The sequence below is a fragment of the Terriglobia bacterium genome (assembly GCA_020072845.1).
Taxonomy (GTDB): Bacteria; Acidobacteriota; Terriglobia; order Terriglobales; family Acidobacteriaceae; genus JAIQGF01.
The window spans coordinates 1-15,026 of record JAIQGF010000018.1; the positions used below are offsets into that span (position 1 = coordinate 1).

Annotated in this window: 13 protein-coding genes; 10 read left to right on the forward strand and 3 right to left on the reverse strand. The window is 60.6% G+C overall.

Going from position 1 to position 15,026, the window contains the following annotated elements; translation table 11 throughout:
• From LAN70_16965 to LAN70_16975, 3 genes are all read right to left on the reverse strand, one after another.
• Positions 1-477: hypothetical protein (locus LAN70_16965; protein ID MBZ5512841.1), on the reverse strand; the 477-nt coding region annotated here is incomplete at its 3' end.
• A 27-nt stretch (positions 478-504) separates the two neighbouring features.
• Positions 505-864 (reverse strand): four helix bundle protein, encoded by a 360-nt coding sequence (locus LAN70_16970; protein ID MBZ5512842.1) that lies wholly within the window; start codon positions 862-864, stop codon positions 505-507.
• Between the two features lie 122 nt (positions 865-986).
• Positions 987-2,090: an ABC transporter permease gene (locus LAN70_16975; protein ID MBZ5512843.1), complete on the reverse strand. Its 1,104-nt coding sequence runs from the start codon at positions 2,088-2,090 to the stop codon at positions 987-989.
• Positions 2,091-2,625: 535 nt separating this feature from the next.
• On the opposite strand from LAN70_16975, the gene rplM reads away from it, so the two are divergent.
• The 10 genes from rplM (at position 2,626) to bamA (ending at position 14,832) form a co-directional block, all read left to right on the forward strand.
• Positions 2,626-3,066 carry a 50S ribosomal protein L13 gene (gene rplM, locus LAN70_16980; GenBank protein ID MBZ5512844.1) on the forward strand — a complete coding sequence of 147 codons (441 nt, stop codon included), beginning with the start codon at positions 2,626-2,628 and terminating at the stop codon, positions 3,064-3,066.
• A gap of 123 nt (positions 3,067-3,189) precedes the next feature.
• Complete coding sequence (rpsI, locus tag LAN70_16985; protein MBZ5512845.1) at positions 3,190-3,585, forward strand: 30S ribosomal protein S9; 396 nt, start codon at positions 3,190-3,192, stop codon at positions 3,583-3,585.
• 297 nt (positions 3,586-3,882) lie between these two features.
• Complete coding sequence (gene rpsB, locus LAN70_16990; GenBank protein MBZ5512846.1) at positions 3,883-4,779, forward strand: 30S ribosomal protein S2; 897 nt, start codon at positions 3,883-3,885, stop codon at positions 4,777-4,779.
• Positions 4,780-4,890: 111 nt separating this feature from the next.
• On the forward strand, positions 4,891-5,559 hold the full coding sequence (gene tsf, locus LAN70_16995) for a translation elongation factor Ts (GenBank protein ID MBZ5512847.1): 669 nt from the start codon (positions 4,891-4,893) through the stop codon (positions 5,557-5,559).
• A 220-nt stretch (positions 5,560-5,779) separates the two neighbouring features.
• Positions 5,780-6,496: a UMP kinase gene (gene pyrH / locus LAN70_17000; GenBank protein ID MBZ5512848.1), complete on the forward strand. Its 717-nt coding sequence runs from the start codon at positions 5,780-5,782 to the stop codon at positions 6,494-6,496.
• Between the two features lie 167 nt (positions 6,497-6,663).
• Positions 6,664-8,376, forward strand: coding sequence for an alpha-amylase (locus LAN70_17005; protein ID MBZ5512849.1), 1,713 nt, complete (start codon positions 6,664-6,666; stop codon positions 8,374-8,376).
• Between the two features lie 151 nt (positions 8,377-8,527).
• Positions 8,528-9,115 (forward strand): ribosome recycling factor, encoded by a 588-nt coding sequence (gene frr, locus LAN70_17010; protein MBZ5512850.1) that lies wholly within the window; start codon positions 8,528-8,530, stop codon positions 9,113-9,115.
• Between the two features lie 175 nt (positions 9,116-9,290).
• Positions 9,291-9,488, forward strand: coding sequence for a hypothetical protein (locus LAN70_17015; GenBank protein MBZ5512851.1), 198 nt, complete (start codon positions 9,291-9,293; stop codon positions 9,486-9,488).
• A gap of 86 nt (positions 9,489-9,574) precedes the next feature.
• The gene (locus LAN70_17020) at positions 9,575-11,746 is read left to right on the forward strand and encodes a molybdopterin-dependent oxidoreductase (GenBank protein MBZ5512852.1); all 2,172 of its coding nucleotides are present in this window, start codon (positions 9,575-9,577) and stop codon (positions 11,744-11,746) included.
• Between the two features lie 299 nt (positions 11,747-12,045).
• Positions 12,046-14,832, forward strand: a complete 2,787-nt coding sequence (bamA, locus tag LAN70_17025; GenBank protein MBZ5512853.1) for an outer membrane protein assembly factor BamA — start codon at positions 12,046-12,048, stop codon at positions 14,830-14,832.
• Positions 14,833-15,026 lie beyond the last annotated feature (194 nt).

Consider the following 15,026-nt stretch of genomic DNA (forward strand, 5'->3'; position numbering starts at 1 on the left):
GGAGCGCTCGGTGACCTGATCGTATGCCGGAACGGTGCCATATTCCTGGAGCAAGGTTTGATAATAAGCATATATCGACTCTTGTGGGAGGCTCTCTCCTTCGGTTACCACCTCCTGCTGATCTAAAAAGCCCACCGTCAAGCCAAATTCATTCATCCATTGGGCCGGATCGATCGGCCCGGTATAGATCCCCATCCCGTGCCCTCCTATCGAGCCGAAACGAGATCTGCGCAAGTGGTTCTTCACACGCGCGGCGCGGGCGAAACGGAGGATGGAGTCCATAATCCCGGGTTCATCGGGCATCCCGTAGATGACCTTGTGAGGGATGCCGACTTCATCCAGGGAGCCGTGAGTCACTGCCAGACCGCCGATTGACCAGAGGCGTTCGTCCTCAATCAGCCGCCGGGCTCGCAACTGGTCCAGCTCGACAAGGACGCGTCCACCGCCGCCTCCAACAGCGGAAATGCTCCGCGGCAATAGGTTTTCGGTTTTGGGTATTAGGTTTTAGGCTGTGGCGGCGAACGAGATGAGCCCGTTTAGGAGGCGCCCAACCTCGGCCGATAAGCTTTGGGTACTCTCCGCTTCGCCGGCGGCAATGTACCCCAGGTGTTTTGCTATCAACAGCTGCGTGTTCACTTCAAACAGCGACCCGCGCGCATGGCAAAGGAACACGACTGTATCTTTATTCGTCAGACGCCCTTTGCCTTCCGCGATATTGCTGGGCACGGACACAGCAGCGCGTCGAATTTGCGACGTCAACCCGTACTGTTCATTCTTTGGAAAGCGCTGTGTGAGTTCATATACGGAGTACACGAGCTCCATTGCCCTTTGCCACACCTTCAGGTCCTCATAAGTGCCACTCATACCGGCCTCCTGAAATGAAAATCGGCCACTGTACTCCCGCCGCACAACCGCGCCTCACACCGAACCCTGTGGCCCAAAACCTAAAACCCAAAACCTAAGACCTAAAACCCAAAACCCAAAACCTATTCATACGCCAGCGCATCAATCGGGTCCTTCTGCGCCGCCTTGTACGACGGATACAGCGCGCCCAGGATCGCGCCCGCCATGGCGATCATGGCGGCATACCCCACCCAACTGCTCTGGATCACCACCCGCAGCGTGGGGAATTTTGCCAGGATCGCGTGGCTCACCGCGTAGCTCACTCCAATGCCCAAGGCCGTGCCCGCCATGGCCAGCAGGATGGTTTCCCGCAGCACCGTGTTCACGATGTACAGCTTCGACGCTCCCAGCGACTTCAAAATCCCGATCTCGCGCGTGCGCTCCATGATCGCCGTGTACATGGACTGGAAAATGACGATGAAACCGATCACCACCGCGACTCCAATCACCACCTCGATGAAGATTTTCAATCCCGGCAGGTTCCCGGCGGTGAACAGCGACAGGTAGTCGCGCATGGTCAGCGCTTTGTAGGTCTGCATGCCGGGAACGCTTTTGATTTCGCTCACCACCAGCGCCGCATTCTTCGGATCATCGAGCTTCAGGTAGAACACCGAGGCCTTGCCCTGCGCGCCGACCCAGGTCTGCAGTGTCTCGATGGGGAGAATTTTGCGCGCGCCCCGGCCCTGCTCCACAACGCCCGCGACCTTCACCTCGTGATTGAGTATGGAAATCGTGTCGCCGGCCGTCACGTGGTTGGCCTCGGCGAAGTAGTTGTCCACCAGCACCGTGTCAGGCCCGGTGAAGGGGCCACCGGAAAGGTAATGGAACGGGCCGCCCAACGCCTCGAAGCTCTGCAGATCAATCCCGTAGATCACCTCGACGGTTCCCGACGTGCTCATCTGCATCACCACCGGGCTCACCGCGGCGACGTGCGGCAGCTTGGCAATCACTCCCGCAACCTTCACCGACACCGGCGCTCCCGTCACTCCGGCCAGGAACGACGACCCCGGCGGCTGCACGATCACGTCCGCCCCAATTCCCGCCTGCCGCTCCCTGGCGTCGTTCAGCATGCCGATGGACAGCCCGACGATCACCAGGATCAGGGTGACCTCCACCGCGATCGCGACCACGCTGATCAGCGTCCGGATCGGCCGGTGCACCAGGTTGGCAAACACCAATCGGTTCATTCAGTATGTCCCCGATTGATTGTATCGGATGCCCTCAACCCATCGTCATGTTCCCCGTCGTCGCTATTCAGGAGAAAAAAACTAGAGAGACAACCAACCGGAGGAGAGAGGAAACTTCAAAGCGGAAAAAGAACCTGGAACCCTGCCGAAACCAGCTAACCGCTAATTGCTAAAGGCTAAAAGCTACGTGGGGGCCGGGTCTTCCCCGAAAGAGGTGAGGGCAAACTCCTCGTTTGCCGTCTTCGGCGCTCCGGCCCCACGATCTTCTAGCGACAAATTACGCCCGCCCGCGCGCCTGTCAATGCAATACGGCTCCTTTGGGATGCCTTGATCTGCCGCTCGATTCCCATCCTGGTGCCATGCCTCCGGCGGAACTGGCCCCGGAGGTGGTTGCGGGCCGGATTCGTTGACGTTCCTCCCTGATTCCGCTATAGTCTATGGTTTGCAACTCTGCAGTTGCCCGCCTAGGGAATCCTCTGTGTTTCGGAGGATAGTCCAGCGGTCTTCTTTGCGTTTTTTTTCTGGGAGATATCCGATGTCTACCTATTTCCCCAAGCAGGGGGAAATTGCGCGCAAATGGTACGTCGTGGATGCGGCGGGGCAGACCCTCGGCCGCCTGGCGACGCGGGTCGCCAGCATCCTCGCCGGCAAGGAAAACCCGCGCTATACGCCGTTCATTGACACCGGCGATCACGTCGTCGTCATCAACGCCGACAAGATTCGCCTGACCGGCATGAAGAGCGAGTCCAAGGTCTATCGCCACTACACCGGATATCCGGGCGGCCTCCGCGAAGAGGATTTTCGCAAGCGCTTTGCCCGCAAACCCGAGTTGGTGGTCCAGGAAGCCGTCGAGGGCATGCTGCCCAAGACCAAGATGGGCCGCTCCATGGCGAAGAAGCTCAAGGTTTATCGCGGCGACAAGCACCCCCACCAGGCGCAGAAGCCGGAAGGATTGTCGCTCGCCAAGCAGGCTTAACTGTAGTGTGGCACGGGTCCCTGGCCCGTGAGAATCAAAGCGCAACCGGCGCTAATATTTTCGAAGGGATTTTAGAGCAGACAGCATTGGCTGAGAGCTGATAGCTGAAAGCTGATAGCTAACATGGCTGAAACTGTCGAATATTACGGTACGGGGCGGCGCAAATCGAGCATCGCCCGCGTGTTTCTTCGTCCAGGCAGCGGCGAGTTTAAAGTCAACAACCTGCCGTTTGAGCGCTACTTCGTAACCGAGACGCAGCGCATATTGGCTCGGCGGCCGCTGGTCCTGACCGAAACCACCGGCAGCTTCAACGTCCTCGCCACCGTCAATGGCGGCGGCGTCAACGGGCAGGCGGGCGCCGTGAAAATGGGTATTGCCCGCGCCCTGCTGGTGTTCAATCCCGAACTGAGGGCCCGCCTGAAGGCGGAAGGCTTCCTGACGCGCGATTCCCGCGCCAAGGAACGCAAGAAATATGGCCAAAAAGGCGCAAGAAAGCGCTTCCAGTTCAGCAAACGATGATTTGCTCGCTGGCCGGGCCTGAGGCGCCAGGCGCCGAAGCCCTGAGCGGAGCGCAGCGAAGCCGAAGGGGCTTCCAGTTCTCGAAGCGTTAAAGAAGTTTCGGTTTCGAGTTTCAGTTTCCGCAAGGGCTGGCGGCTCGAAACGATGCGGCTCAAGATCAAGAGATCAGTTTCGAGTTGCTTTTGCTGAAACTCGAAACTGAAACTGAAACTGTTTTTCAAATCCCCGCTCGCACCTTTGGGCGGGACGGGAGTAATCGCGGCCCCGCGCCGCGATGCAATCCAATAAGGAGGTTGATTGGCTACCATCACCATGAAGGAGTTGCTCGAAGCGGGCGTCCACTTCGGGCACCAGACCAAGCGCTGGAATCCCAAGATGAAGGAGTACATCTTCGGCGAGCGCAACGGCATTTACATCATTGACCTGCAAAAAACGCTGAAGATGTTCAAGGAAGCGTCCAAGTTCGTGCAGGACATGGCCGCCGAAGGCAAGATCCTGATGTTCGTCGGCACCAAGCGCCAGGCGCAGGATGCCATCGCCGAAGAGGCGCAGCGCTGCCATATGTACTACGTCAACCAGCGCTGGCTGGGCGGTCTGCTGACCAACTGGATCACGATTCAGAAATCGGTGAAGCGGCTCAAGGAACTCGACGAAATGGCCACCGACGGCCGTTACGAGCTGCTCCCCAAGAAGGAAGTCATCAAGCTCGAGCGCGAGCGCAAGCACCTGCAGGCAAACCTTGCCGGAATCAAGGATCTGTCGCGCCTGCCCGACGCCATTTTCGTGATCGACTCCAACAAGGAGCAGATCGCCGTGCGCGAGGCGCGCAAGCTGGGCATTCCGGTGGTCGCTGTCGTGGACACCAACTGCGACCCCAGCGAAGTGGATTACGTGATTCCCGGCAACGATGACGCGCTGCGTGCCATCCGGCTGTTCGCTTCCAAGATCGCCGAGTCGGTGATTGAAGGCTCGCAGGCCGCCACCGACAAGCAGGTCGCCGAAGTCCAGGCCGCGCAGCAGGCCGAAGCCGCTGCCGCCGCCACCGCCGGACCCACCGGCGAAGTGGCCGCCGATACTGGCGAAGACGTCAGCATGGAGGACGTATTGGGAGGCGGCGTGCGCAAGCAGCCTGCCCCGGCCGATGTCGAGGCCGACGTGCCCGACGCCCGCCACGCCGAGGCGCATACCCAGTAGATTGTCAGTTTCGCTGAAACTGAAGCTGAAACTCGAAACTGGTTTTCGCGACCCGCGCGCTATCCCGGCGCGGGTCTAAATTTGTTCGGCTTGGCATGAAAGGTCCTTCTGATGAGCACTAGTACGGTGAACATTTCCGCTACCCAGGTTCGGGAGCTGCGCGACAAGACCGGCGCTCCCATGATGGATTGCAAGAACGCCCTGGTCGAGGCCAAAGGCGACATGGAGCAGGCCGTCGTCGTGCTCCGCAAGCGCGGCATGGCTGTGGCCGCCAAGAAGTCGGCCCGCGCCACCAGCGAAGGCTCGGTCGCCAGCTACATCCATGCCGGCGGCAAGATCGGCGTGCTGGTGGAGGTCAACTGCGAGAGCGACTTCGTGGCCCGCACCGATGATTTCAAGGAGTTGGTGCACGACATCGCCATGCACATCGCCGCCAGCGACCCCAAGTACATCCGCAAGGAAGATGTCACTCCCGAAGCATTCGAAAAGGAGAAGGACATCTACCGCGCGCAGGCCGCCGCCACCGGTAAGCCCGCCAACGTGGTCGAGAAAATCGTGGAAGGCAAGATGGGCAAGTTCTACGAGGAGGTCTGCCTCTACGAGCAGCCGTTCATCAAGGACCAGACGGTGACGGTCTCGCAGCTTATTGCCGGCAAGATCGGCAAGCTGGGCGAGAACATCGCCGTCCGCCGCTTCGCCCGCTTCAAGGTCGGCGATCCCGGCGCCACCATCGCCTCCACCAAACCGGCGGATGCCTCGCCGGAAGAACCGGCGAAATAACTTGAGCCGCTTTGCGGGCGTGACGCCGAGCGCAGCCGAGGCGGGGAGCCCGCAGGCGAAATCCTGGGCCCTGACGCTGAGGAAACGAAGCGTCAGGGAGAAGGACCTGGCGGCTGCGGCCGCCCTTACTGGTTTTCAGATTCTAGTTTCCAGCGCACCTGCCGTAGTGCGAAACTAAGAAGCTGGCAGCCTGAAACTGAAACTCGGAACTGAAACTGTAATGTCTACACCAGTCTTCAAGCGCATCCTGCTCAAGCTCTCCGGCGAGGCCCTCGCCGCCGGTCAGGGCTTCGGCGTTGACCCCATCCGCGTGCATGAAATCGCCGCCGAGATCCAGGACGTCCATTCCCTCGGCGTACAGATCGCCATCGTCATTGGCGGCGGCAATTTTTTCCGCGGCCTCGCCGACCAGGCCCGCGAAATGGACCGCGTCACCGCCGACCACATGGGCATGCTGGCCACCATGATCAACGCCCTCGCCCTGCAGGACGCGCTCGAAAAACGCGGCGTCTACAGCCGCGTCATGTCCGCCATCGAGATGCACGAGGTCGCCGAACCCTTCATCCGCCGCCGCGCCATTCGTCACCTGGAGAAAGAGCGCGTCGTTATTTTCGGCGCCGGCACCGGCAGTCCTTATTTCTCCACCGACACCGCCGCCTCCCTCCGCGCCATGGAAATCAAGGCCGAGGTCATTCTCAAGGCCACCAAGGTCGACGGCATCTACGACGCGGATCCGGTCGTCGTCAAAGACGCCAAGAGGTTCGACCAGATCAGTTACATGGAAGTCCTGAAAAAAGGCCTCAAGGTGATGGACGCCACCGCCATCAGCCTGTGCAAGGACAACAACCTTCCCATCATCATCTTCAACCTCAATCACCACGGCAACATCCGCCGCGTCGTCACCGGCGAAAAAATCGGCTCCCTGGTGAGTGCCTGAATGCCGCGGCAGCCGCTGGTTGTTCCAATTTCGTAACAATTCAGAGTCGTTGGTCAGGCTTGGGCGATTTTGTGGTACGAAGGCTCCGCTTGATGCAGCCATCGCCACAGCCTGGCCCCATCCAGCGGTGACCATCCGAATTCCACAGGCCGAGGAGGAGTTATCCCATGCCTGCCCCCACGTCGATCTCGCAAATTGATCTCCGTCCGGTTCCTGGCAAGCAGTACTTCAGCATTGAACGCGAATGGCGGGAAGAGTTCATCTACTTCCTCATGGTCGATCGCTTTCACGACGACCAGAGCCGAACCCCCGTTCTGCAGCCCAATCGCTCGGCCGGAATCCCAACACCCGATGGATTTTACGGTGGCAAAATCAAAGGCATAACCGCTCATCTGGACTACATCGCCGGCCTCGGCTGCACCGCTATCTGGCTTTCTCCGGTATTTGAGAACAATCCCGGTGCGTACCACGGGTACAACATCAACAACTATCTCGATATCGATCCCAATTTCGGTGCCAAGCAGGACCTCATTGACCTGGTCGACGCTGCCCACCGCTGCCGCAGAAACGGGCAGCCCTGGCCGATGCGCATCATCCTGGACGTGGTAATCAATCACTCGGGGGACAATTGGGCCTACCCCGGGGACGACCCTTACTTTTATTTCAACGACCAGCAGTTTCCCTTCGGCTTCTGGAGGCGCAACGACCGCCCGATCCCATCCGAGCTGCGCGATCCAACTTGGTATCACCGTCGCGGCCGCATTCGGAATTATGACGCCGATCCCGAGGTGCAACACGGCGACATCGACACCTTGAAGGACTTCGCCCACGACGATGATGCGATCGGGTCCGCCGTCATTAACGCCCTCATCAAGGCTCACTGCTACTGGATCCGCGAAGCCGATGTGGACGGATTTCGCGTGGACGCGGTCAAGCACATGAGTGCGGTCGCCTGTTCACGCTTCTGTTCCAATCTCCGCGAGTATGCCTACGCTCTCGGCAAACATGGATTTTTCCTGTTTGGCGAGGTCGCCTCTCCCGACGACGACATCTACAATCGCTACATCGGGCAGAACACTTCGGTGACGGAGGGCAACGATACGGTCTTTTTCGGGCTCGATTCCGTCCTCGACTTTCGTCTGGCGGAAGGCGTCTACGGTGACGACAATAACGCGCCCCTGCGCGACGTGCTCAAGGGCTTCAAGGGACCGCAGACGCTCTTCAATCGCTTGCAGGCACAGCAACAGCGGGCCCTGAACCGCGGCGAAATCGGTCGCTATCTGGTGAGGTTCGTTGATAACCACGATTCCTTTTGGCAACCTTCTGGACGCTTCGCTAACGGCGCTCCCGATGAGCAAGTGATCGCCGCCGTCGGTTTTTTGCTGTGCGCCCTCGGCACCGCTTGCATCTATTACGGCGACGAGCAGGGCTTTTCCGGACAGGGCGGCGACAATCAGATGCGCGAGGCCATGTTCGACAAAACCAAGCCGGGTCGAAATCTGCTCAATACCGGCTGCCGCCTCTACCAGGAGATCGCCAAGATCGCCGAAGTCATGCGCACCCTTGAGCCGCTGCGTTTTGGCCGCATGTACTACCGGCAGATCTCCGGGGATGGCCGGCACTTCGGTTTTCCGTTTGGAACCACGTACACGCTGGCCTTTTCGCGCCTGCTCTACGGGCAGGAAGTGCTGGTCGCCTACAATGTCTCCGGCCAGCCGCGAAACGATTGCGTCATCGTGGACTCCAGCTTTCACGCGGACGGGTCAACCATGAGATTCCTGTACGGGGGCGCGGGCAATGTCGCGGTTCAAACCGGGGCCGACGGTGCACGTTTCGTTCAATTGAACTTATCGGCGTATGCGTTCGTAATTCTCGCCTGATTCCACACCGCTCTGGGCACTCACGGATTCAGTTTCACTGTTCTAGGGTGCCCCACATCTGCCCGCCGTTGGCGGATGGGGGTCGTTGCCTGACGCCTGGAGCCGGCGGCGCAGCCTTCGTTTATAATTCCCGGTTCTGATCGGAGACGATATGGCTCAGCCCACCATGGCCGCGAATCCCGCGCTCAAGGACCAGTTCGTCCAGCTCAAGACCCGCATGGACAAGGCGGTCGAGGACTTCCGCCAGGAAATGGCTGCGGTGCGCACCGGCCGCGCCTCGGTGCACATGCTGGACGGCGTCCAGGTGGAGTACTACGGCTCCGTGATGCCGCTCAACCAGATCGCGCAGGTGCACGCTCCGGAATCGCAGCTCATCACCGTGCAGCCCTTCGATCCCAGTTCGCTCGGCGGCATCGAGAAGGCCATCCGCTCCGCTGATCTCGGACTTAACCCGATGAACGACGGCAAGCTCATCCGCGTCCCGGTGCCTGCCCTCACCGAAGAGCGCCGCCGCGACATGGTCAAGCACCTGCACAAGATGCTCGAGGAGCACCGCACCGCCGTCCGCAACATCCGCCGCGACGGCAACGACGGAATCAAGAAAACTCTCAAGGACAAGAAGATCACCGAGGACGACGAGCGCCGCGCCCTCGACGAAATCCAGCGCCTCACCGACGACGAAATCAAGAAGATGGAAGAGCTCAGCAAGTCCAAGGAAAAAGAAGTCATGACGGTGTAGGGTCTCTCGGTCTATCAGTCCATCAAAGGCCGATAGACCGAAGAACCGAGTGACCGAAAGGCCGAACGACCGATCGACCTTTTCCCAAAATAAAACTCACGTTTCAAGTTGGCGCACGAAAATTACAGCGCAAGGCTTGCCTTGAGCGGACAATAGGCCAATTCGGAGGTGCGCCATGCGTCACGATGTTGATTCCGCGCTCGCCGTCTACTCCATCAACGACTCCTCCGGGGAGGTTGCCGTGGACGACGAACTCGACCTCCTTGCCGCTGAAGATCAGGAATTCTGCCCGGTGTGCAGTGCCGAGTTGGTGGAGTTCGACAGCGACCCCTTCGCGCTCCACTGTCCGGTTTGTGACTACCGCTATCGCTAGTTTTATCCCTGCGGGTTGCGGGGGCCCAATCGCGCGCTATTTTTGCGCGTGCTGGGGTGCTGGTATGCTGGTTGTCACACCGGCCTATGACAACCAAGGTCGTCCACGCCGCTTGTCCTCATGACTGTCCCGACGCTTGCGGCGTTCTGATCACCGTTCAGGACGGACGCGCGATTCGCATTCAGGGCGATCCCGGCCATCCGGTCACGCGCGGGTTTCTCTGCGCCAAAGTCGCCCAGTATCTGGATCGCGTCTACTCGCCCGACCGCGTCCTCTGTCCCTATCGCCGCATCGGCCCCAAGGGCTCACGCGTTTGCAATCAGCAGGATTTCAAACGCATTTCCTGGGACGAAGCGCTCGATGAAATCGCCACCCGCTTCCAGCAGATCGCGCGCCAGCACGGCGCCGAAGCGATCCTTCCGTATTCCTACGGCGGCACCCTTGGCGTGCTCAACGGCGCGTCCATGGACCGGCGCTTTTTCCATCGCCTGGGCGCGTCGCAACTGGACCGCACCATCTGTTCCATCGCCGGGGAAGTCGGCATCAAGTCGGTGTACGGCGCCAAGCTCGGCACCGAGCCGGAGCAGTTCGCGCACTCCCGCTACATCATCGCCTGGGGCGCGAACATCCACGGCAACAACGTCCACCTCTGGCCCTTCATCGAGGAAGCGCGTCGCAACGGCGCCAAGCTGGTGGTCATTGATCCTTACCGCACCCGCACCGCCGCCTGCGCCGACTGGTATCTGCCCATCAATCCCGGCACCGATGTCGCGCTCGCCCTCGGCATGATGCACGTCATCATTAACCAGAACCTCTGCGATGCCGAGTACGTCGCGCAGCACACCTTCGGATTCGACCAGCTTCGCGCCCGCGTGCAGGAGTATCCGCCCGACCGAGTGGCGCTCTGGACGGGCATTCCCGCCCATGACATCGTCAAGGTGGCGCGCGAGTATGCCACCACGCCTCCCGCCGCCATTCGCCTTAACTACGGCGTCCAGCGCAGCGAAAACGGCGGCATGGCGGTGCGCGCCGTCTGCATGCTGCCGTGCCTCGTCGGGGCCTGGAAACAAGTCGGCGGCGGACTGCAGCTCTCCACCAGCGAAGGTCACAACCTGAACAAGAACGCGCTCAAGGGAGAGGAACTGATGCCGCGCCCCACGCGCGTCATCAACATGGTCGAGCTGGGACGCGCCCTGAATGTGGTGAGCGATCCGCCGGTGCAAGCGTTGTTCGTATACAACTCCAATCCCGCGGCCGTCAATCCTGACCACAATTCCGTGGTGCGCGGCCTGCTGCGGACTGACCTGTTCACCGTGGTGCACGAGCAGTTTTTCACCGACACCACCGATTACGCCGACATCATCCTGCCCGCGACCACCTTTTTCGAGCACAAGGACCTGCAGACCGGCTACGGCCATTACTACATCCAGATTTCCAACCCGGCCATCGAGCCGCTCGGCGAGTGCCGCTCCAATGTGGAACTGTTTCGCGCGCTGGCGCTGCGCATGGGATTCGGCGATGCGTGCTTCCGCGAATCCGTGGACGACATGATCGATCTGGCGCTGTCGTCGCCGCATCCGCACCTGGCGGGCATCGATCGCGCGCGCCTGCAACGCGAGCACTTCGTCCGCCTGAATCTGCCTCGGCAGGACAATTCAGCGACGGAGTCGCGGGATTCGTTAGCCCACCGCGGCAGCGGTGGGTCAGTTAAGCAGATGACGGCGAGCGCCGGAGGCGCGGTACCCAACCGCTTCTATCTCCCCTTCGCCCACGGTTTCCCGACACGCACCGGCAAAGCGCTGCTCTTCAACCAGGAACTCGCCGCGCAAGGACTCGATCCGGTGGTCTCGTTCACGCCGCCCAAGGAGTCGCGTCACAGCGGCGATGCGCGCTACCCGCTCGAACTGCTGGCTCGCAAGTGCGACAACTATCTCAACTCCACCTTCGCCAATCTTCCGCCGCAGCAGAAAATGGAAAATCCCGATCTGCTGGAGATCAGCGCCGCCGACGCCGAGGCGCGCGGCATTGCGGATGGCGATCGCGTGCGCGTGTTCAATTCCCGCGGCGAAATTCTCCTGACCGCGCGGGTCAACGGCGCCACTCGCCCGGGGGTGGTGGCGGCGCGGCTGAACTGGGCCAAGCTCACCGGGCAGGCCCGCAACATCAACGTCCTGACCTCCGCGCGGCTCACCGACATGGGCGGCGGCGGCACGTTTTATTCCGTCCTGGTGGAAGTCCAACCCGCCCTGCCCGCCTGATCCCGGCCGGTGTGGCGCTCAGCCGATCGCACCGCCTCATCTCCCACATCGCACCGCCGAGAGATTCTCCCGTGATGCGGGTTGGGAACTACGTGGGATGATCGCCGGCCGCGCGACGCTCTTTGGCGTGAAACTCGCGTTGCCTTGTATAATGGCCAATTCCGCTTCTACTTGCGATTGAGGGTCGGACTATTCTTTATCCTCTGGACCATGCTCTGGCCGTCGTACGCGATGGAAAGGCTCCACTTACGCGCCTTCAGCGGGCGGCGGTGGCGCGGCGCCTGCTGTCACTGCTCGTCCTGGTTGCCTCGTTTTTCTGGTGTTCCGTTCCCGCCCTGGCCCAGCAGGACCTGATTGTGGACACCATCCCGCATGGCAACCGCCGTATCCCTGCTGAGACAATCCGGGCCCGCATTTTCACCAAGCCGGGAGACGTTTACGACCAGGCCGCCCTGGAACGCGACTTCAACTCGCTGTGGAATACCGGCTATTTCGACGATATCCGCTTCGAGCGCGAGCAGACCCCCAAAGGGTGGGTCATCCACATCTACGTCAAAGAAAAACCCACGATTCGTGAAATCAAGTACGTGGGACTCAGTTCGGTTTCGCAAAGCGATGTGCTCGACCGCTTCAAGGAACGGAAGGTATCGCTCACCCAGGAAAGCCAGTACGATCCCACTCGCGTGAAGCGCGCCGAAGTTGTCATCAAGGAGCTTCTGGCCGAGCACGGCCGCCAGTTTGCCGCCATCCGCACCGAGGTCCGTCCCATTCCTCCGGCCGCCGTGGGCATCACCTTCGTGGTCAAGGAAGGCCCCAAGATCAAGGTCGGCAAAATCAAGTTCGAGGGCAACAAGCACATCAACAGCCGCACCCTGCGCTATGCCATGCGCAACATGCGCCCCATCGGCATCCCGCACTCCATCATTCTGGAAAACATTTTCAGCCGCACCTACAACGCCGCCAAGCTCAGTGAAGATACCGAGATGGTGCGCGACGCCTTTCAGCGCCAGGGTTACTTCAAGGCCGTCGTCCAGGATCCCAAAACCCAGGTCCGCGACGTGGGCAGCAGCGGCCTCCACATTCCGCTCATCATGCACGGCCCCGGTAAAGTGGTGGACATCACCATTCCCGTCGAGGAAGGGGACCGCTACCACCTCAAGGAGATTAAGTTCACCGGCAACAAGGCGATCACCAACGCCGCGGCGCTCCGCCGCTCGATCCCCATGAAAGACGGCGACATCTTCAACATCGAACTGGTGCGCAAGGGCCTCAAGAACCTCCGCGACGCCTATGGTTCGCTCGGCTTCATCAACTTCACCCCTGTCCCCGACACCCAGTTTGACGATGAGAAGAAGCTGATCAGCCTCACCATTGACCTCGACGAAGGCAAGCCATTCTCCGTGCGCCGCATCGAGTTCAAGGGCAACACCACCACCCGCGACAAGGTGATCCGCCGCGAACTCGCCATCGAGGAAGGCGGGGTTTACAACAGCCGGCTGTGGGAGCTCAGCATTTTGCGGCTCAACCAGCTCGGCTATTTCGACGTCCTCAAGCCGGAGCAGGATTCCGAGGTCAAGCAGAACAACCAGGAAGGCACGGTTGACATCACCCTCAAGGTCAAGGAGAAGGGCAAGAACAGCATTGGCCTCAGCGGCGGCGTCAGCGGCCTGGCCGGCTCTTTCATCGGCCTCACCTACGAGACCAACAACTTTCTCGGCCTCGGTGAAACCCTCACTCTGCAGGCCAGCGTCGGCAGCCGCCAGCGCAATCTTTCCTTCGGCTTCACCGAGCCCTACGTGTTCGACCGCCCCTTGCAGTTCGGCTTCACCGTGTTCAACCAGAAATTCAACTTCAACCAGGCGCAGCAGGCCAACCTGATCGCCGGCCAGCAGCTGAATCTTCCCGACAACGTCCTGCAATCGCTGCAGAACTTCAGCCAGTCGCGCACCGGTTTCACCACCAGCTTGAGTTATCCCATCCGGCGCTCCTTCAAGCGCGTCAGCTTGGGGTATTCCTTTGACGTCTCCTCCATCAGCGTGTTCAGTACGTTCTCGCAGCTCTATTTTCAGGAACTGAACTTCCGCAATATCTCCGGGCCCAATTCGCTGACCGGCATCGTCACCAGCAAGCTGATTCCCAGTTTCACCTGGAACACGGTGGACAGCCCGGTTCACCCGCACCGCGGACGCAACATCTTCATCGGCGGCGACATCGCCGGCATGGGCGGCAACGTCGCCTTCGTCCGCCCGGTCATGTCGTTCACCCGCTGGACGCCCATGAAGGGCCTCAAGCCCAATGGCGACGGCCGCAACACCTTCGGCATCCGCGTGCAGGGTTCCTTCATCAGCGGCTACGGCGGCCACGTGTCACCGCCCTTTGAGCGCTTCTTCATGGGCGGCGATACCGACATTCGCGGCTTTGACATCCGTGCCATTTCGCCGGTCGCCTTCTTTGTCGAGCGCGTGGATTTCCCGCTCACCAATCCGGATGGCACCGCTGTACCCAAGGATCCCAACAATCCCCGCCAGGGCACCGTGACCGTTCCTCTTCCGGTGCAGCGCATCATCTTCCCCGGCGGCGACACCAGCGTGGTCACCAACTTGGAATACCGCATTCCCATCGTCGGCCCGGTTACGCTGGCGCCGTTTTTCGACATCGGATTCGACGGTATCGCCCGTCCCGGCCAGTTGCAGGTCAACGCCACCCAGTTGAATCTTCTCAATACCACCGCGTTCGGCTGTCCCGCGCTCGATGCCTCCTTCAATTGCGTGGGTGGTGTCTTCCAGTCGTTCAACAAGGGCCTGAAGATCGTCGGCGCCTCGAACTGGAGACCGCGCGCCTCCACCGGCCTGGAGTTGCAGGTCATCATGCCGGTGGTCAACGCGCCGTTCCGCATCTACTGGGCCTATAATCCGTTGCGGCTCGATACCCCCACCGACACGCCCAGCCTGATCACCCGCACCATGTTCCCGGCGGGCGGCGCTGGCGATTTCAGTTTTCTGCAGGCGGTCAGTTCCTACGCTCCGCACTGGAAGCTGAAGGAACCCAAGACCACTTTCCGTTTCACCGTGGCCACCACTTTTTAAAGTCGGTTTCAGAAAACCGTTTTGCGGGCGTCGGTGCCCCACATCTGCGCCGCTTTTGGCAGATGTGGGTCTTTACGATTCGCGCCGCTGATCCCCGCCCCGCGCCAGTTCCCGGTTTGACGCTGGCCCGTGCTCGCCCTATAATCGAGATTCCCGTGAAACCTTCTGCACGGATGTGCCCGTTTTGAGGTGTT